The following is a 19,440-nucleotide window of genomic DNA, read 5'->3' as shown; positions in this document are numbered from 1 at the left end:
GCCGCATACGATTTCCCTGTATCTTCCGGGGGCCAAGCAGGGCTAGGTAAGGATGCCCGGAAACGTCCGGAGAACTGACAGGGGGAATGCTTGAAGCCGACAGGTGCCGCAATTTCCGCCTTGCTTGAAGGCCGTCACGCCGATCCCTTTTCCTTGCTGGGGCCGCATGCCGGACCGGGTGGAACATTTGCCCGCGCGGTCCTGATCGGCGCGGAAACCGCCGAAGCATTCAGCCTGGGCGGATCGAGCCTGGGCAAGCTGGCGCAAGTCGATCCGCGCGGCCTGTTCGAAGGCCAGCTGCGCGGCACGCCGCAACCGCTGCAATACCGCTGCACGGCGGGCGGCCACGAATGGTGGCTGACCGATCCCTACAGCTTTGGCCCGGTGCTGGGGCCGATGGATGACTTCCTGATCGCGGAAGGCACGCATTTCCGCCTGTTCGACAAGCTCGGCGCGCACCGGATCGAGCATCAGGGCGCACGGGGCGTGCACTTTGCGGTCTGGGCGCCCACTGCCAGCATGGTCCGGCTGGTCGGCGATTTCAACGACTGGGACGCGGCCCGCCATCCCATGCGCCGCCGCGCCGATATCGGCGTGTGGGAAATCTTCATACCCGACATTGGCCTTGGCCGCGCCTACAAGTTCCACATCACCGGCCCGGACGGCACCGTCCTGCCGCTGAAGGCCGATCCTTATGCCTTCGCCGCCGAACTGCGCCCCAGCACCGCATCGCTGATTGCCGAACCGGGCAAGGGCGAATGGGGCGATGCCGCGCACCGCGACCACTGGGCCAGCGTCGATCCCCGGCGCGAGCCGATGGCGATTTATGAAGTCCACCCCGGATCGTGGCAGCGCGATGAAACCGGCTGGTTCCTCAGCTGGGATGAAATGGCCGCGCGGCTGATCCCCTATGTTACCGACATGGGCTTTACCCATATCGAATTCCTGCCGGTGGCCGAACACCCCTATGACCCCAGCTGGGGTTACCAGACCACCGGGCTGTACGCCCCCACCGCCCGGTTCGGCGATGCCGCCGGGTTCGCCCGGTTCGTCGACGGTGCGCACCGCGCGGGGGTGTCGGTGCTGGTCGACTGGGTGCCCGCGCACTTCCCGACCGACGCCCACGGCCTTGCCCACTTCGATGGCACCGCGCTGTACGAACACGAAGACCCGCGGCTGGGCTTCCACCCGGACTGGAACACCGCGATCTATAACTTCGGCCGCCGCGAAGTGGCCGCGTTCCTGATCAACAACGCGCTGTTCTGGGCTGAAAAATACCACATTGACGGGCTGCGGGTCGATGCGGTCGCCTCGATGCTCTACCGCGATTATTCCCGCAAGGCCGGGGAATGGATCCCCAATGCCGAGGGCGGGCGCGAGAACTGGGAAGCGGTCGATTTCCTGCGGGCCATGAACCGGGCGCTCTACAGCACCCACGCCGGGGTCATCACCATTGCCGAGGAAAGCACCGCCTGGCCCGGCGTCACCCTGCCCGCGTTCGATGATGGGCCGCGTTCCAACCTGGGCTTCGGGTTCAAATGGAACATGGGCTTCATGCACGACACGCTACAATACATGGCGCGCGACCCCATCCACCGCCGCCACCATCATGACGAAATCACGTTCGGCCTGATGTATGCCTTCAGCGAAAACTTCGTCCTGCCGCTCAGCCATGACGAGGTGGTCCACGGCAAGGGATCGCTGCTGAACAAGATGAGCGGCGACGAATGGCAGAAATTTGCCACTTTGCGCGCGTATTACGGCCTGATGTGGGGCTATCCCGGCAAGAAGCTGCTGTTCATGGGGCAGGAGTTTGCGCAGGTTCGCGAGTGGAGCGAGGAACGCAGCCTGGACTGGGAACTGTGCGATACCGCGCCGCACGCCGGGGTTCAGGCGCTGGTCCGCGATCTCAACCGGCTCTATACCGGCCGCGCCGCGCTCCATGCCCGCGATTGCGAGGGCGAAGGGTTCGAATGGCTGGTGGCGGACGATGCCCAGGCTTCGGTCTTTGCCTGGCTGCGCAAGGCGCCGGGTGCGCGGCCCATCGCGGTGGTCAGCAATTTCACCCCGCAGGTTCACGGGTCTTATCGCCTGCCGCTGCCGCATGACGGCGTGTGGCGCGAAGTGCTCAATTCCGATGCCGCGATCTATGGCGGCAGCGGGCAGGGCAATCTGGGCACGGTCACGGCCCATGACGGCGCGGCGCAAGTCGTGCTGCCGCCGCTGGCGACGGTGATGTTCGAATACGAGGGATAATCCGCAAGACACGGCATTTTGGGGCAGGAGAAGTTGACGATGATGGCAAAACGGCAGGCATCCCCGGCACGGCCGCTGGCGCGCGATGCGATGGCCTATGTTCTGGCGGGCGGGCGCGGCAGCCGGTTGATGGAACTGACCGACCGGCGCGCAAAACCGGCGGTCTATTTCGGCGGCAAGACCCGGATCATCGACTTTGCGCTGTCCAACGCGCTCAATTCGGGCATTCGCCGGATCGGCGTGGCGACGCAGTACAAGGCGCACTCGCTGATCCGGCACTTGCAGATCGGCTGGAACTTCTTCCGACCCGAACGCAACGAAAGCTTCGATATCCTGCCCGCATCGCAGCGCGTGTCCGAAACGCAGTGGTATGAGGGCACGGCGGATGCGGTGTACCAGAACATCGACATCATCGAAGGGCACGGCCCGGAATACATCGTCATCCTGGCGGGCGATCACATCTACAAGATGGATTACGAGTTGATGCTGCAACAGCACGTCAACCAGGGCGCCGACGTGACCGTGGGCTGCATGGAAGTGCCGCGCGCCGAGGCCAAGGGCTTCGGCATCATGGCGGTCGACAAGGACGACCGGATCACGCAATTTGTGGAAAAGCCGGAAAATCCCCCCGCGATGCCGGGCAAGCCGGACGTCTCGCTCGCGTCGATGGGGATTTACGTGTTCACCACGAAGTTCCTGTTCGAACAGCTGAACCGTGATGCCGCCGATCCCGATTCGACCCGCGATTTCGGCAAGGATATCATCCCCTTTCTGGTGGAACACGGCAAAGCCGTGGCGCACCGGTTCTCTGACAGCTGCGTGCGCGGCAAGGACGAAACCGGGGTTTACTGGCGCGATGTCGGCACGCTCGATGCCTATTGGGAAGGCAACATCGACCTGACGCACGTCATCCCGCAGCTCGATATGTATGATCGCGACTGGCCGATCTGGTCACACGCGGAAATGGTCCCGCCCGCCAAGTTCGTCCATGATGAGGACGGCCGCCGGGGTGAGGCAGTGTCATCGCTGGTATCGGGAAACTGCATCATTTCCGGCAGCCACGTGAACCGCAGCCTGCTGTTCACCAGCGTGCTGGCGCGCAGCTGGAGCCGGGTGGAAGAATCCGTCATCCTGCCGTGGTGCGATATCGGACGCGGCGCGCAGCTGAATAAGGTCGTGCTGGACCGGGGCGTGAAAATCCCGCCGGGGCTGGTGGTGGGCGAAGACCCGGTGCTGGATGCCAAGCGGTTCCGCCGCACCGACAAGGGCGTGTGCCTGATCACCCAGCCGATGATCGACAAGCTGGACCTGTAATGCCGTTATCTGTCCTGTCCGTCGCATCCGAAGCCGTCCCGCTGGTCAAGACTGGCGGGCTGGCCGACGTTGCCGGCGCGCTGCCCGGCGCGCTCGCCCAGCAAGGCATAGCGGTTACCACGCTGCTGCCGGGGTTCCCCTCGGTCATGGCGGCGGTGAAGCGCGGCAAGGTGCTGCACAGCTATGACAGCCTGCTGGGTGAACCGGCCCGACTGATCGCGGGCAAGCTGGGCGACGCGGCCCTGATCGTGCTCGACGCGCCGGGGTTCTTTGCGCGCGGCGGCAGCCCCTACGCCGATCCGGGCGGCAAGGACTGGGCCGACAACTGGCGCCGCTTTGCCGCCTTCGGGCGCGCGGCGGCGGATCTGGCGGGCGGGCTGGTCAAAGGGCGCCGCTTCGATCTGGTCCACGCGCACGACTGGCAGGCGGCGATGGCGCTGGCCTATCTGCGGTTCGCTCCGCTGGCGGGCAGCACCCCGGTGCCGTCGGTGATGACGATCCACAACATGGCGTTCCAGGGCTATTTCGGCGCGGAGATTTTCAGCGGTCTGGGCCTGCCCCGCGCCGCGTGGAGCATCGACGGGGTTGAAAGCTATGGCGGCGTCGGCTTCCTGAAAGCGGGGATGGAGTCCGCCAGCGTCATCACCACCGTCAGCCCGACATACGCCCGCGAAGTGCGCGAGGCCGAGTTCGGGATGGGGCTTGAGGGCCTGATCCAGAGCCGGGGCGAGCGGGTGCGCGGGATCGTCAACGGGATCGATACCGGCGAATGGAACCCGGCCAGCGATCCCCACATCGCCCAGACCTTCACCGTCCGCACGCTGGCCAAAAAGGCCGCGAACAAGCGCGCGCTGGAGGCCGAGTTCGGCCTGGAACCCGGCGACGGCCCGCTGTTCGTCGTGGTCACCCGGCTGACCTGGCAAAAGGGCATGGACGTGCTGCTCGAAGTGTTGGACCATCTGGCCGGGATCGGCGGGCGGCTGGCACTGCTGGGCAGCGGCGATCCGGCGATTGTCGAAGGGCTCCACGCCGCCGCCGTGCGCCATCCGGGACGGATCGCGGTGCGGATCGGCTATGACGAGGCGCTGTCGCACCGGATGCAGGCCGGCGGGGATGCCATTCTGGTGCCCAGCCGGTTCGAACCGTGCGGGCTGACCCAGCTTTACGGCCTCGCCTATGCCTGCGTGCCGATCGTGGCGCGCACCGGGGGGCTGGCCGATACGGTGATCGACGCCAACCTGGCGGCGCTCAACGCGGGCGTGGCCACCGGGGTGCAGTTTACCGGGGTCAGCTATGGCGCGCTGACCGGCGCGATTGACCGCGCGATACGGCTTTATCACACGCCGGGGGCGTGGCAGATGTTGCAGCGCAACGGCATGAAAGCGGATTTCAGCTGGAACAACAGCGGGGCAGCGTATGCCGCGCTCTATCGGGAACTGACAGGCACACAATGACGGTAAGCACGCACGCCACTACGCCATTCGACGGGCAAAAGCCGGGCACATCGGGCCTGCGCAAGAAAGTGCGGGTGTTTGCCCAGCCGAACTATGCGGAAAACTTCGTACAGGCGGTGTTCGACGTGGTGGAGCGCGCGCCCGGATCGACATTGGTGGTCGGCGGCGACGGGCGCTATTACAACCGCACCGTGATCCAGCAGGTGATCCGCATGGCCGCCGCCAATGGCTATGGCCGGGTGCTGGTCGGGCAAGGGGGTATCCTCTCCACCCCGGCGGCCAGCCACGTGATCCGGAAATACGGGGCCAGCGGGGGGCTGATCCTGTCGGCCAGCCACAACCCCGGCGGGCCGGATGAGGATTTCGGGATCAAATACAACATCGCCAACGGCGGCCCCGCGCCCGAAGCCGTGACCGAGGCGATCTTTGCCCGGACCCTGACGGTCGACCGCTGGCTGGCGGAAGACACCGCCGACATCGACCTCGACACCATCGGCACCGCGCAAGTGGGCGCGCTGACGGTCGAAGTGATCGATCCCGTCGCTGACTATGCCGCGCTGATGGAAACACTGTTCGATTTCCCCGCGATCCGCGCCGCAGTGGCAGGCGGGCTAACCATGGCGTTCGACGCGATGAGCGCGGTGACCGGGCCTTACGCGACCGAGATTCTGGAACGGCGACTGGGCTTCCCCGCTGGGACTGTCCGCAATGGCGTGCCGCTGGAGGATTTCGGCGGGCATCATCCCGATCCCAATCTGGTCCATGCGAAAGACCTGTACGATCTGATGATGGGCCCCGCCGCGCCGGACTTTGGCGCGGCATCGGACGGGGACGGCGACCGCAACCTGATCATCGGGCGCGGCCGGTTCATCACCCCGTCGGATTCGCTGGCGATGCTGGCCGCCAACGCAACCCTTGCCCCCGGTTACGCAGGCGGGCTGAAAGGCATCGCGCGGTCCATGCCGACCAGTGCGGCGGCGGACCGGGTGGCGGCGGCGCTGGGCATTCCCGCGTTCGAAACGCCGACGGGCTGGAAGTTCTTCGGCAACCTGCTCGATGCGGGGCAGGCGACGATCTGCGGTGAGGAAAGCGCCGGGACCGGATCGGACCATGTGCGCGAAAAGGACGGGCTGTGGGCGGTGCTGCTGTGGCTCAACGTGCTGGCGGTGCGCGGCATATCGGTCGATGCGCTGGCGCGGGAACATTGGGGGCAGTTCGGGCGCAACTACTATGCCCGCCACGATTACGAAGCCCTGCCGACCGACGTGGCCAATACGCTGATCGCGGAATTGACCGCCGCGCTGCCGACGCTGCCGGGGCAAGCATTCGGCCCGCTGACGGTCGCAGGCGCAGACAGCTTTTCCTACCTCGATCCGGTCGATGGTTCGGCCAGCGCCAATCAGGGGCTGCGGGTCCTGTTCGAAGGCGGATCGCGGATCGTGTTCCGCCTGTCCGGCACCGGCACCGAAGGCGCGACGCTGCGGGTCTATCTGGAGCGTTATGAACCGGCGAGCGGCGATCTCGACGCCGAAGTCGGCGTGATGCTGGCCGACCTGATCGCGGCGGCAGAGGCGATTGCCGGGATCACCCGCCACACGGCCCGCACCGCGCCCGACGTCATCACGTGAGGTTGGGCGCATGGGTCGAGGCGGGCGAAACCCGCTTCGCCGTCCGTTCACCCCATGCTGCCGGTGTCGATCTGTGCTTGTTCGATGGCACTGTCGAAACCCGCCTGCCGATGGCGCGCGCGGGCGATGAATGGACCTTGGCCCTGCCCGGCGACCTGTCCGGCACCCATTACGGCTACCGCGCATCGGGCGATTGGGCACCGGAACGCGGGCGCTGGTTCGATCCCGCCAAGCTGCTGGTCGATCCTTATGCGATCGAACTCGACCGGCAGTTCACCTATGACCCGCGCCTGTCGGAATACGGCGCGGATACCGCCGATCTGGTCCCGCGCGGCTTGGTGCAGGGCGCGCTGCGGCAAGTGCCGCTGGCTCCGCCCCGGTTTCAGTGCGGCGGGCTGATCTATGAACTGAACGTGCGCGCCTTCACCATGCTCCACCCGGATGTCCCGGCCCGGCAGCGCGGGACGGTGGCGGCGCTGGCGCATCCCGCCGTCATCGCGCACCTGCAAAAACTGCATGTCAGCGCGGTCGAGCTGATGCCGGTCACCGCGTGGATCGATGAACGGCACTTGCCCCCGCTGGGGCTGACCAACGCGTGGGGCTATAACCCGGTCGCGCCGCTGGCGCTCGATCCCCGGCTGTGTCCCGGCGGGGTAGCGGAACTGCGCGAGACGGTGGCGGCGCTGCACGCGGCGGGGATCGGCGTGCTGCTCGATCTGGTGCTGAACCACACCGGTGAAAGCGATGTCCACGGCCCGGTGCTGTGCCTGCGCGCCCTGGACAACCCGGCCTATGCGCATGAACCGGGCGGCGCGCTGATCAACGACACCGGCTGCGGCAACACGCTGAACTTTGGCCATCCGGCGGTGCGGGCGCTGGCGCTGGCTACGCTGCGGCACTTTGTGCGGCACTGCGGGGTGGACGGGTTCCGGTTCGATCTGGCCCCGGTGCTGGCGCGCGGACCGGGCTTTGACGCCCATGCGCCGTTTTTCGCCGAACTCGCCGCCGATCCGTGGCTGGCCGACCGGGTGCTGATTGCCGAGCCATGGGATATCGGCCCCGGCGGCTATCAACTGGGGAACTTCCCGCCCGGCTGGCTGGAATGGAACGACCGCTTCCGCGATGATGTGCGCCGGTTCTGGCGCGGTGATGTCGGCGTGGGCCTGCTGGCAACGCGGCTGGCGGGATCAGCTGACCTGTTCGGGCCGGACTGCCGCAGCGTGAACTTTCTGGCCGCGCATGACGGCTTCACGCTGGCCGATTGCACGGCCTATGAACACCGCCACAACCACGCCAACGGGGAAGACAATCGCGATGGCCACGGCGATAACTTCAGCTGGAACCACGGCTGCGAGGGGCCGAGCCATGACCCGCAGGTCAACGCCCGCCGGGCCGAGGACTTGCGCGCCATGCTCGGCACGCTGTTCGCATCGACCGGCACGGTGATGCTGACGGCGGGGGATGAATCTGGCCGCACCCAGCACGGCAACAACAACGCCTATTGCCAGGATAACGCCGCGTTCTGGCTGGACTGGGACGGGCGTGACACCGCGCTGGAAGACCATGTCGCCGCGCTGTCCGCCGCGCGCGCCACCCGGCTGGCAGAGTTCGCGCAGTTCCCGCAAGGCGGCGAATGGCTGGCCCCATCGGGCCTGGGCATGACAGCGGATGACTGGGAAGACCCGGCCTGCGGCGGGTTCGATTACCACGTGAATGCCGCACTGCATTTCCGCATCCGGCGCGCCGAGCGCACCGCCGCGATCTAGGGTCCAAACGAGAGCGGGCCTCCCTCCGCACCGGAGGAAGGCCCGCCCTGTCGCAGCAATCGCCGCCGCTTAGAAGCGGAACGAGACCGAGGCGCGATAGGCCTGGTTCTTCACGTCGTCGCGGGCGATGGTGGTATCCGCGCTGAGCGAGATGTCCACATTCCCGGTCGTCAGGGTCAACCCGGCGGCGGCTTCGATCCAGTCCTTGTCAAACCCGGCCAGCGCGAACCCGGGGTTGACCCCCTGCAGCCCACCAACGAACCGCGCGGCCAGCGAGGTCGGCTGATCGCGGAATTCGTGGACATAGTTGACCGATGCGGTCGGCCGGATCTTGCCCACGCCGTTGAGCACGAACCCGCCGCGGCCCTGCACGCTGCGGGCGTCGAACCGGTCATAGACCAGCGCGGTCGGACCGCCCGTTTCGACCGACCGGCCGAAATCGAACCACCCGGCGCGCAGCCCGATGCGCGGGCCGAACTTGATCGCTTCGCCAAACTCTGCGCCGATGTTCACTTCGGCGGCCAGCGCCATCACATCGTCCTTGGAATTGAGGCGATAGGTGTTGCCCGGCAGGCTCCCATCCCGGCTGGCGTCCGTGCGGAACAGACCGGCCGACATCTGGGTTTCCCCATAGAGCACCCCAAATGACCGCTTGGCATAGAGCGTGCCCTGGATCAGCTGACCCTTCACCGTGCCGCCGCCAACGCCGGTCTTGCCATCGACATCGGTGTAAGACAGCGCAAAGCCGATCAGGCCCGTGCTGCCCAGTTCCGCTTCGATCCCGCCGGCCAGATACCAGCCGTCAAACTGGTCGTTCCCGCCCAGCGGCAGGGCGGTCGCCATCGGGCGGCTTTCACCGTCCAGATAACCACCGGCCAGAAACGCGCTCATCGTTTCGGGCAGGCGCCCTTCGGCAGTGCGGGTTTCGGTCATCCCGCCATCCGGCCCCTGGAAGTGCTGGATGCCGCGATTGAGGTTGCCGACATAGGCCAGGGTCTGCACCGGACGCCCGACATAGGCGACCGTGCCGCCCAGGCTGCCCGGCTTCAGCGTGCCGAGCCGCTGCCGGATCAGGCGCGAGGTGTTGTCGAGCGCGACAGTGCCGATTGACGAGCGCAGCGTTTCGGTGCGCGGAGCCAGCGCATCCAGCGTGGCGCGGATCGTTCCGGCCGACTGGAGGTCAAGCACGTCATACAGCCCCGGCATTCCGCCGATTGTGCGGTTCGCGTCGAGCAGCTGGGCATAGGCCACCTGCACGGGCGAGCTGGTCGACACGACGCTGGCATAGCTGGCGGCATCGATCCGCAGCTGCACCGCGTTGCTGGTGTAGAGCGCGGTCGGACGCAGGATCGCGCTGAGCGCCGCCGGGCTGCTGAACGTGCCGGTCACGCCGCCTTCGGCCGACAGGATCGTGTAGCGATCGCCATAACGCACGGTGGTGCCCGCCAGCGGGCTGATCCCCAGCGCGCCGCCGATATTGGCTGCGCCCAGACTGGCGCCGTGGGCGACCACGCTGATCCGGTCGGACGTGCCGTTCGGGCCGAGGTTGATCAGGTAACCGGTGGCCGACGACATGATCAGGTTTCCGCCGAACGTCAGCGTGCCGATGCTGGTGGTGGTGCCGGGCGCGATCTGGCCCATCACGCTGGTCACGAACGGTGCGTTGATCCGGCCCGAACCGAACAGCGCCCCGCCGAGCAGGCTGTAATCGCCGACCGAGGTAAAGGTGCCGTTGACGGTGTTGGTGCCCGCGAACTGGGTCGTGCCCATCAGCGTGGTCAGCGACGCGCCACTGGCCACGACCAGGTTGGCCGCAGCCGTGCCGATGGTCAGCCGGTCAATCGTGATGTCCGCGCCGGACAGCGTGGTGGTGCCAGCGGCCGTCAGCGTGACGTCGTAATACTGCGCCCGCGTACCGGTTTCGCGCACGGGATCGGCATTGTTGGGCACAAACCCGGTCGCGCCGGGCAGGCCATTGGCCAGCGTTGCGGCGGGCAGGACCGGCGTGGCTTCGGCCTGCGATTCCAGCATGACTTCGCTGAATACGCGGGTTTCGATTCCCTGGGTGCCGGCGCTGTTTTCGGCAATGGTCGCCGTGGCGGCGTTGTTTTCAGCCGCGGCAGCCGGGGGGTTGGTGTTGATCACCGCGCCGGTGGCCGTGTCGAGGCATTCGCTCGAACCGAAGAAGGTCGATTCAAAGCAGACCTGGCCGAAATCGCCGCTGGTGCCGTTCTTCTGTTCGCCCGGCGTGGTCGGCAGGCCGTTGACCAGCGAGCCGCCCGACAGGATCATGTAAGCCGGATCAAGCGTGGTCAGCCAGTGGTTCGGATCGGTCCACGACCCGTTGCCCGCCTTGGCCGAGACATAGTGATACGGGTTGTTCGCCGCGATCCAGTCCCAGTAGAGGTAGAGCGGCTGATAGAAGTTGGCCGTGCCATAGCTGTTGGCGGGCTGGCCGTTAAAGAAACGGGTATAGCCGCCCGACAGCACGCCGATCACGACCTGCTTGGCAAAGTTCTGGAGGATCAGCGGACCGCCGGAATCGCCGCTGGACGTGGTCCCTTCGCTCGGCACGCCATCCTTGATCCGGGCGGGATCGCGGAATGCGTTGAAATCGAAGATGCTCGCGCCGGGGGTGCCGCGCAGCGGATCGTCGAAGTCCATGAAGTAAAGGTTCTGCTTCAGCCCGTTGGCCGGACCGCCGAACAGAAACGATTCGAACGTTTCCAGATCGGTCAGCGCGCCGATCATGTTTTCAGCCGAACGGCGGCGGAAATCGATCGAAGCGCCAGCCCCCGTCGAGCCGGTGCCGTTGCGGCCATAGCCGGTGATCGCGACGTTATAGCCGGTGCCAGCCGCCCCGATCGCGCCCGGATCGGGCAGCGGCGAGAACAGCAGCGCCCAGGTCGGGATATCGGCCGCCGGGGTATCCAGCGTGGCCAGCGCAACGTCGCCATAGAGGAAGCTGGCCGCGTCCGGTTCCAGCGAGAAGTCGTTATAAACCACCTGGTTCACGTTGTAGACGGATGAGGCGATGTTGGTCTTGCCCGCCAGCGCTCCGAACAGCCATTGCAGCAGTTCGTCCGGCGCCCCCGGCGCTTCGGCGCGCAAGTTGGCTTCGAACCCGAACATGATCGGTGTGCCGCCGGTGCTGCCGCCGTAAGCCGTGGCGGCGCGGGAATTGACGCAGTGCGCCGCAAAAATGACCGTGCGCGGGTTGATCAGCGTGCCAGTGCACAGCCCGACCGTACCGCCGCCGTTGTTGATCACCATCTGGCCGACGCCGGTGATGTTGGTGGCATCGCGCGCGGTGGTCGGCGTGCCGGGGTTGGAAATCAGGATTTCCGGTTCCGGGCTGACCGAAACAATCTTCGGGCCGGCCTGCGCTTCGGGCGCGGTCGCCTCAACCTTGCCGGCGCTGCCTTGCGCTTCGGGCGTGCCGCTGGGCGCGCCGGGACCGGTCACGACCTGAGCCTGGGCAACCTGTGCGCCCGCAAACAACAACGCAGTGGACGCCAGCAGCCCCGCACGGCGCAGCGACCGATTCAATTTCAACGAATGCATAGAAACCCCCATTTCGATATGGCGGCGTGATGCACTATCCGAGGGATGATTAAAAGCCCCAAAGTCTTGAATAGTTTGGTAATTTTTAAAAACTCATACTCAATTTTTGAGCAATTTAATTATATGCGTAGGCTTGGCATACAATTCTGATCGCCTGTCTCCGGCCTTGCCCGCTGCGGCCTGCCCGGATTAGGGTCCGCCCCGCAACCCTTGCCGGAGCCGTGATGACCCTTGCCAGCCGCCCGCGCCGCAGCGCGCTCTATCTGCCCGCCTCCAACCCGAAAGCGCTGGCCAAGGCCCGCACCTTGCCGTGTGATGTAGTCATCCTCGACCTCGAAGACGCGGTCGCCCCGGAGCTGAAGGACGAAGCGCGCGACGCCGCCATCGCCGCCGTGTTCGAAGGCGGGTTCGGGGACCGCGAACTGGTGATCCGCGCCAATGCGCTGGATACCGAATGGGGCGCGGCGGATCTGGCCGCGATCGCCGCCGCCGGACCGGATGCGGTGCTGGTGCCCAAAGTCAGCAACCCCGCCGACATTCGCGCCTGCCATGCCGCGCTGGCCGATGCCCCGCCGCACACGCAGCTGTGGGTGATGATCGAAACGTGTGCCAGCGTCGCCCAGCTGGACGCGATTGCCGCCTGCGCCGCCGACACCCGGCTGGCGCTGTTCGTGTTGGGGACCAACGACCTCGCCAAGGAAATGCGCGCCCGCCTGACCCCCGGCCGGGCGCCGTTCCTGCCGATCCTGACGCTGACCGTCGCGGCCGCGCGCGCCCACGGCGTGGCGGTGCTGGACGGGGTGTGCAATGAGTTCCGCGATCTGGCGGTATTCCGGGCCGAGGCCGAGCAGGGGCTGGACTGGGGCTTTGACGGCAAGACCCTGATCCACCCGGACCAGATTGCACCCTGCAACGACGTGTTCACGCCCAATCGGGCGGAAGTCGATTGGGCGCGGGCGATAGTCGCCGCGTTCGACCTGCCCGAAAACGCGGGCAAGGGCGCAATCAAGGTGGACGGTAAAATGGTGGAGCTGCTCCATCTGGAACAGGCCCGGCAAGTGCTGGCCATCGCCGACCAGATCGCTGCAAGGAACCAGGGCTGAGGGGCAAGACATGCTGAACGGGATCAAGGTCATCGACCTGACCACGGTGGTATTCGGGCCATATTGCACGCAAGTGCTGGCCGATCTGGGCGCGGACGTGATCAAGATCGAAACGCCGGGCAGCGGCGATACGTTCCGCTGGGCGGGCACCTCCGCCGCAACGCCGGGGATGGGGCCGCAGTTCATGGCGCTCAACCGCGGTAAACGCTCGATCGCGCTCAACCTCAAGGATGACGCTGACAACGCGGTGATGCGCGGCCTGCTGGCCGATGCCGATGTGCTGGTGGTCAACGTGCGCGGCAAGGCGCTGGAACGGCTGGGGCTGGATTACGCTGCGGTGCGCGCGCTGCGAAGCGACATCATCTATGTCCACTGCGTCGGGTTCGGGCAGGACGGCCCTTATGCCGATCTGCAAGCCTATGACGACGTGATCCAGGCCGCCAGCGGCACCGCCACGCTGCTGCCGCGCGTCGATGGCGATCCGCGCCCGCGCTATCTGCCCTCGCTGGTGGCGGACAAGGTCGCCGGACTGCACGCCGCCTATGCCGCGCTGGCCGCGCTGTTCCACCGCGAGCGCACGGGGGAAGGCCAGCGGGTCGAAGTGCCGATGCTGGAAGTGTTCACCAGCTTCATGCTGCTGGAGCATCTGGGAGGCCAGACCTTCGATCCGCCGACCGGCCCGGCCGGTTACGAACGCCAGCTTGATCCCGATCGCCAACCCTTCCCCACCAGCGACGGCGCGGTCAGCATTGTCGCCTATACGTTCGAGGCGTGGGACCGGATCTTTGCGCTGCTGGAAGACCCGGACTTCATCACCGCCGAACGCTTTGCCACCCCGCGCGGACGGTTCGAGCATTCGGCGGAACTCTATCGGCACATCGCCGCGCTGACCCCGAACTTCACCACCGCAGCAGTGGTGGAACGGTGCCACGCGGCGCAGATCCCGGCCCAGCCGGTGCGCGATCTTTCAGCTGTGATGGACGATCCGCACTTTGCCGCCACCGGGTTCTTCCGCCGCCGCGAGCATCCCAGCGAAGGGGCCTATTACGAAGTGCCGCAGCCGCTGAAATTCGGCGCAATGCCGAATGCACCGCGCGCGTTCCCGCCGCGCATTGACGAACACGGCGCGGAAATTCGCAGCGAAGTCGAACGCCGGGATTGACTCGGACGGACAGGTCTTCAACCTGCAACTGAACGCGGCGCGCCAGACGCCGCCCGCACCAGTTGCAGGAAGGATGCATACGATGAACGGGGCCGAAGCCTTTATCCAGACGCTCAAGCTGTGCGGGGTGGAAGTCTGCTTTGCCAACCCCGGCACGTCCGAAATGCAGCTGGTTGCCGCGATCGACCAGACCGATGGAATGCGCGCGATCCTGGGCCTGTTCGAAGGCGTGGTGACCGGCGCTGCGGATGGCTATGGCCGCATGGCCGACAAGCCCGCGGTCACCCTGCTGCACCTTGGCCCCGGCCTGGGCAATGGCCTCGCCAACCTGCACAATGCGCGCCGCGCCGGATCGCCGGTGATCAACATGGTCGGCGATCACGCGACCTATCACTTGCACTACAACGCGCCGCTGACCTCGGACGCGGCCGGGGTGGCGCGGCCGATGTCGGACTGGGTGCGGGTTTCGCAGTCGGAACGCGATCTGGCGCAGGCCGGGGCCGAAGCCTTTGCCGTCGCGCAAAGCTATCCCGGCAAGATCGCCACGGTAATCGTGCCGGCCGATCATGCCTGGACCGAAGGCTCCGCCGCCGTCGCTCCGCCCGCGCTGGCCGCCGCGCCGCAAGTTCCCGCTGAAGCCATCGCGCAGGCCGCCGCCGCGTTGAAGGACATCGACGGGCCGAAATGCCTGTTCCTGGGCGGCCGCGCGCTGCGCGAAGACGCGCTGGTGCAGGCCGGACGGATCGCGGCGGCCACCGGCGCGCGGCTGATCTGCGAAACCTTCGCCGCCCGCCACCAGCGCGGCGCAGGCCGGGTCGCGGTCGAAAAGCTGCCCTATTTCGGCGAAATGGCCGAGGCCTATCTGGCCGATTTCAAGGCGATCGTGTTCGTCGGCACCGAACGGCCGGTGTCGTTCTTTGCCTATCCCGGCAAGCCCAGCTTCCTCTCCCCGGCCGGCGCGGCGCTGGTCCGGCTGGCCTCACTGCGCGAGGATGCGCTGGCCGCGCTGAGCGGCCTGGCCGATGCGCTCGACGCCCCGGCAGAGCCGGCGCTGGTGCAGGCGCCGACCCGTTTCCCGGCCGAACCGGGACGGCTCAATTCCGCCAACCTCGGCGCGATCCTGGCCGAATTGCTGCCGGACAACGCGATTGTGTCCGACGAAAGCGCAACGTCGGGCGGGGCGGCCTTTGCGATGTGCGCCGGTGCGGCGCGGACGGACTGGTTGCAGCTGACCGGCGGCGCAATTGGTCAGGGGCTGCCCGTGGCAGTCGGCGCGGCAGTCGCTTGCCCGGACCGCAAGGTGATCGCGCTGCAGGCCGATGGCAGCGGCATGTATACCAATCAGGCGCTCTGGACGATGGCGCGCGAGAAGCTGGATGTGACGACGATCCTGCTCAACAACGGATCCTACGCCATTCTCAACATCGAACTGATGCGGGTGGGCGTTCAGAATCCGGGGCCGAAAGCGCTGTCGATGCTCGATCTGAAGCACCCGGAAATCAACTGGGCGGAAATTTCCACCGGCATGGGCGTGCCCGCCGTCCGGGTCTCGACCGCAGAGGAGTTCCGTGAAGCGCTGGCAGATGCACTCGCCGCGAAAGGTCCGCACCTGATCGAAGCGCTGCTCTGATGGGACAATCGCTCAACCTCCTGCCCGCCTCGGTCGAGGATTTCCGCAGGGTGGCGGAGCGGCGCCTGCCGCGCTTCCTGTTCGATTACATCGACGGCGGTTCGGGCGCGGAAGTGACCTTGCGGCGCAACACCGCCGACTGGGAAGCGGTGCGGCTCAACCAGAAAGTGCTGGTCGATGCCTCGCGCATGGACACTTCGGTCGAACTGTTCGGGCAAAAGCTGGCGCTGCCGCTGGTGCTCGCCCCGGTCGGCATGGGCGGGATGACCACGCGGCGCGGCGAAGTGCAGGCCAAGCGTGCGGCGGACAAGGCGGGCATTCCGTTCTGCCTGTCCACCGTGGGCATCTGCCCGATGGAGGAAGTGGGGCAAGTGTCGTCCGCGCCGTTCTGGTTCCAGCTCTATATGCTCAAAGACCGGGGCATCGTGCAGGACATCCTGAACCGCGCGGCGGCGCACGGGGTCGATACACTGGTGTTCACGATTGACCTGGCGGTGCTGGGCACGCGTTACCGCGATATCCGCAACGGCATGGCCGGCGGGCTGGGTCCGTGGGGGCGGCTGCGCTCCGGCGTGATCGACTATATGCTCCATCCGCGCTGGGCGTGGGACGTGGGCCTGCGCGGCGGGCCGCACGGGTTCGGCAACATCGCGGCCTATGTGCAGCAATCGAAGAACCCGCGCGATTATCTGCACTGGACCGGCACCCAGTTCGATTCATCGGTCAGCTGGGCGGATATCGAATGGCTGCGCAAGATCTGGCCGGGCAAGCTGGTGCTGAAAGGCATTCTGGACGTGGCCGACGCGCGCGACGCGGTGCGCGTGGGGGCAGACGGGCTGATCGTATCGAACCACGGTGGCCGTCAGCTCGACGGGGTTGCCTCAACCGCGACGATGCTGCCGCGCATTGCCGCTGCGGTGGGCGATCAGACCACGCTGCTGGTCGATGGCGGCATTCGCTCCGGGCAGGATCTGGTCCGCGCGCTGGCGCTGGGGGCGAAAGCCGCGCTGATCGGGCGGCCATGGGTGATGGCGCTCGCCGCCGGGGGTGAGGCTGCGCTGACCCGGATGCTCGGCCTGATGAAGCAGGACATGCGCACCGCGCTGGGGCTGACCGGGATACCCCATGCCCGTGATGTGAACCGCACCGCACTGCTGGAGGACTGACGATGGACCTGCTGGATGAACTGCGCGGCATTGTCGGCGATGGCGGCGTGCTGACCGGCGATGACCTGGCCACCCGCGCCGGGGACTGGCTGGGGCTGTCGACCTGTCAGGCCAAGGCCGTGATCCGCCCGCGCAGCACCGCCGAACTGTCCGCCGTGATGCAGCTGTGCCACGCCGCGCGCCAGCCGGTGATCGGCACCGGCGGGCTGACCGGGCTGGTTCACGGCACCGATGCGGCGGGCCATGAACTGCAAATCTCGTTTGAGCGGATGCGCAGCGTGATCTCCGTCGATCCGGTCGGGCGGACCATGCTGGTCGAAGCAGGCGCGCCCTTGCAGGCCGTGCATGAAGCGGCGGCGGCGCATGGCCTGCTTTATCCGGTCGATCTGGGCGCGCGCGGATCGTGCACGATCGGCGGCAATATCTCGACCAACGCAGGCGGCAACACCGTGGTGCGGTACGGGATGACCCGCGACAACGTGCTGGGGCTGGAAGCGGTGCTGGCCAACGGCACGGTGATCTGCGCGCTCAACACCCTGCTCAAGAACAACGCGGCCTATGACCTGAAGCAGCTGTTCATCGGCAGCGAAGGCACGCTGGGGCTGGTGACGCGCGCGGTGCTGAAGCTGCACCCCCTGCCCGCGAGCGAGGGGACCGCCATTGTCGCGCTGGACAGTTTCGATGCGCTGCTGCGGTTCTTCGCGCACTGCGGGCGGCGGCTTGGAGGCCTGCTATCCTCGTTCGAGGTGATGTGGCAGGACCACTACGAGCTGATCGGGGTGAACAGCGGCCGCCACAACCCGCCGCTCCCCGCCGGACACGCCTTCTACGCCATCGTCGAGGCGACCGGCACCGATCCGGACCGCGACGCCGCACTGTTCGCCGAAGTGCTGGGCGAGGCATTGGAACAAGACCTGGCCAGCGATGCCGTGATCGCCGCCAGCAAGGCTCAACGCGCCGCAATCTGGGGCATTCGGGAAGATATCGAAGGGCTGTTCCTGGCCGTGCTGCCGGGCTGCACGTTCGACGTCAGCCTGCCGATCGCGGCGATGGACCAATACGTCAAGGCGCTGACCGCCGCTGCCCGGACCGAATGGGGCGCGGACACGCGGGTGGTGGTGTTCGGCCATCTCGGCGACGGCAACCTGCACATCCTGGTCGCCCCGCGCCCGTGGAGCGAGGATCTGCGCCGCCGGGTCGAGGCGCTGGTTTACGAGCCGCTGCGCGCGCTGAACGGGTCGATCTCGGCTGAACACGGCATCGGGCTGGAAAAGCGCGACTGGCTGGACGTTTCGCGAACTCCGGCGGAAATCGCGCTGATGCGCACGCTCAAGGCCGCGCTCGATCCGCTCGGGCTGCTCAATCCGCGCAAAGTGCTGGCCTGATATTTTTCAGCATACTGAAAAGTACTGCGCAATGTTGAAATAACCGGGCACGCCCGATAGGCCGACCGGAACGATTCCGATGGGAGACAGGCGATGAGCGGGATGCTCGAAGGCAAAGTCGTAGCGATTACCGGTGCCGGGCGCGGCGTGGGGCGTGAAATCGCACTGCTTTGTGCCAAACACGGCGCGGCGGTGGTGGTGAACGACCCGGGCGTGGGCGGCGGCGGCGATGGCGGCGATGCGGGTCCGGCGCAGGACACCGTGAACGATATCGTCGCGGCGGGCGGCAAGGCCTGGGCGAACCTGGCCAGCGTGGCCGATCCGGTCGGCGCGGTCAGCATCATCGAGGATGCGGTGCAGCGGTTTGGCCGGATCGACGCGGTGGTCAACAACGCGGGCATCCTGCGCGACACGATCTGGCACAAGATGAGCCATGAAGACTGGCGCGCGGTGATCGACGTCAACCTCAACGGCCCGTTCAACGTCTGCAAGGCGGCGACCCCCTATTTCCGTGAGCAGCAATCGGGCAGCTTCATCCACTTCACCAGCACCAGCGGGCTGATCGGCAACATCGGACAGGCGAATTACAGCGCGGCCAAGCTGGGCCTCGTCGCGCTGTCGCAGTCGATCGCGCTCGACATGGCGCGGGCCGGGGTGCGCTCCAACTGCATCGCGCCCTTCGCGTGGAGCCGGATGACCGCCTCGATCCCCGCCGAAACGCCCGAACAGCAGCAGCGCGTCGAACGCCTCAAAACGATGAGCGCGGACAAGATCGCCCCGCTGGTGGTCTATCTCGCCTCGGACGCCTCGAAGGAGGTCACCAACCAGATCTTCTCGGTCCGCAAGAACGAGATCGTGCTGTATAACAAGCCGCGCCCGATCCGGTCGATGACCAAGCTGGAAGGCTGGACGCCGGAGACAATCGCGGACGAGCTGATCCCCGCGTTCAAGCCCAGCTTCGCCCGCGCGGACGAAATTTCGGCGCACGTCTTCCCTTACGATCCCATCTGAG

At 66.7% G+C, this 19,440-nt stretch carries 12 protein-coding genes; 11 read left to right on the top strand and 1 reads right to left on the bottom strand.

Annotated elements, in window-relative coordinates:
* Positions 1-90 precede the first annotated feature (90 nt).
* The 5 genes from glgB to glgX are packed head-to-tail and all read left to right on the top strand — an operon-like array spanning position 91 to position 8,418.
* Positions 91-2,256, top strand: a complete 2,166-nt coding sequence (gene glgB, locus Q8Q53_RS04580) for a 1,4-alpha-glucan branching protein GlgB (RefSeq protein ID WP_305700569.1) — start codon at positions 91-93, stop codon at positions 2,254-2,256.
* A gap of 42 nt (positions 2,257-2,298) precedes the next feature.
* Positions 2,299-3,570 carry a glucose-1-phosphate adenylyltransferase gene (gene glgC / locus Q8Q53_RS04575; protein WP_305700568.1) on the top strand — a complete coding sequence of 424 codons (1,272 nt, stop codon included), beginning with the start codon at positions 2,299-2,301 and terminating at the stop codon, positions 3,568-3,570.
* Entirely contained in the window at positions 3,570-5,024 is a 1,455-nt protein-coding gene (gene glgA / locus Q8Q53_RS04570; protein WP_305700567.1) for a glycogen synthase GlgA, read from the top strand. The genes glgC and glgA overlap by 1 nt, the downstream gene beginning before the upstream one ends.
* Positions 5,021-6,652 (top strand): alpha-D-glucose phosphate-specific phosphoglucomutase, encoded by a 1,632-nt coding sequence (locus Q8Q53_RS04565; RefSeq protein WP_305700566.1) that lies wholly within the window; start codon positions 5,021-5,023, stop codon positions 6,650-6,652. The genes glgA and Q8Q53_RS04565 overlap by 4 nt, the downstream gene beginning before the upstream one ends.
* Positions 6,649-8,418, top strand: coding sequence for a glycogen debranching protein GlgX (glgX, locus tag Q8Q53_RS04560; protein WP_305700565.1), 1,770 nt, complete (start codon positions 6,649-6,651; stop codon positions 8,416-8,418). The genes Q8Q53_RS04565 and glgX overlap by 4 nt, the downstream gene beginning before the upstream one ends.
* Positions 8,419-8,487: 69 nt before the next feature.
* On the opposite strand, the gene Q8Q53_RS04555 is transcribed toward glgX, so the two are convergent.
* Positions 8,488-11,973: an autotransporter domain-containing protein gene (locus Q8Q53_RS04555; RefSeq protein WP_305700564.1), complete on the bottom strand. Its 3,486-nt coding sequence runs from the start codon at positions 11,971-11,973 to the stop codon at positions 8,488-8,490.
* Between the two features lie 233 nt (positions 11,974-12,206).
* Between Q8Q53_RS04555 and Q8Q53_RS04550 the strand changes: the two genes are divergently transcribed.
* The 6 genes from Q8Q53_RS04550 (at position 12,207) to Q8Q53_RS04525 (ending at position 19,439) form a co-directional block, all read left to right on the top strand.
* On the top strand, positions 12,207-13,085 hold the full coding sequence (locus Q8Q53_RS04550) for a CoA ester lyase (RefSeq protein ID WP_305700563.1): 879 nt from the start codon (positions 12,207-12,209) through the stop codon (positions 13,083-13,085).
* A gap of 10 nt (positions 13,086-13,095) precedes the next feature.
* Positions 13,096-14,247, top strand: a complete 1,152-nt coding sequence (locus Q8Q53_RS04545; protein WP_305700562.1) for a CaiB/BaiF CoA-transferase family protein — start codon at positions 13,096-13,098, stop codon at positions 14,245-14,247.
* 82 nt (positions 14,248-14,329) lie between these two features.
* Positions 14,330-15,877, top strand: coding sequence for an acetolactate synthase large subunit (locus Q8Q53_RS04540; RefSeq protein ID WP_305700561.1), 1,548 nt, complete (start codon positions 14,330-14,332; stop codon positions 15,875-15,877).
* A complete protein-coding gene (locus Q8Q53_RS04535) occupies positions 15,877-17,043 on the top strand; it encodes an L-lactate dehydrogenase (protein WP_305700560.1) in 1,167 nt (388 codons plus the stop codon). Before Q8Q53_RS04540 ends, Q8Q53_RS04535 begins: the two co-directional genes overlap by 1 nt.
* Positions 17,044-17,045: 2 nt before the next feature.
* Entirely contained in the window at positions 17,046-18,428 is a 1,383-nt protein-coding gene (locus tag Q8Q53_RS04530) for an FAD-binding oxidoreductase (RefSeq protein WP_305700559.1), read from the top strand.
* Positions 18,429-18,521: 93 nt separating this feature from the next.
* Complete coding sequence (locus Q8Q53_RS04525; RefSeq protein WP_305700558.1) at positions 18,522-19,439, top strand: SDR family NAD(P)-dependent oxidoreductase; 918 nt, start codon at positions 18,522-18,524, stop codon at positions 19,437-19,439.
* Position 19,440 lies beyond the last annotated feature (1 nt).

The organism is Novosphingobium sp. (assembly GCF_030699305.1).
GTDB lineage: Bacteria > Pseudomonadota > Alphaproteobacteria > Sphingomonadales > Sphingomonadaceae > Novosphingobium.
The sequence above is the reverse complement of the archived record's forward strand: the minus strand, read 5'-3'. Positions and strand labels throughout refer to the sequence as shown.

What these genes read in the sequence shown, in the direction of transcription:
- glgC (WP_305700568.1), top strand. Translation starts at nt 2,299, where the DNA reads ATGGCAAAACGGCAGGCATCCCCGGCACGGCCGCTGGCGCGCGATGCG.
- glgA (WP_305700567.1), top strand. Translation starts at nt 3,570, where the DNA reads ATGCCGTTATCTGTCCTGTCCGTCGCATCCGAAGCCGTCCCGCTGGTC.
- Q8Q53_RS04565 (WP_305700566.1), top strand. Translation starts at nt 5,021, where the DNA reads ATGACGGTAAGCACGCACGCCACTACGCCATTCGACGGGCAAAAGCCG.
- Q8Q53_RS04550 (WP_305700563.1), top strand. Translation starts at nt 12,207, where the DNA reads ATGACCCTTGCCAGCCGCCCGCGCCGCAGCGCGCTCTATCTGCCCGCC.
- Q8Q53_RS04545 (WP_305700562.1), top strand. Translation starts at nt 13,096, where the DNA reads ATGCTGAACGGGATCAAGGTCATCGACCTGACCACGGTGGTATTCGGG.
- Q8Q53_RS04540 (WP_305700561.1), top strand. Translation starts at nt 14,330, where the DNA reads ATGAACGGGGCCGAAGCCTTTATCCAGACGCTCAAGCTGTGCGGGGTG.
- Q8Q53_RS04535 (WP_305700560.1), top strand. Translation starts at nt 15,877, where the DNA reads ATGGGACAATCGCTCAACCTCCTGCCCGCCTCGGTCGAGGATTTCCGC.
- Q8Q53_RS04530 (WP_305700559.1), top strand. Translation starts at nt 17,046, where the DNA reads ATGGACCTGCTGGATGAACTGCGCGGCATTGTCGGCGATGGCGGCGTG.
- Q8Q53_RS04525 (WP_305700558.1), top strand. Translation starts at nt 18,522, where the DNA reads ATGAGCGGGATGCTCGAAGGCAAAGTCGTAGCGATTACCGGTGCCGGG.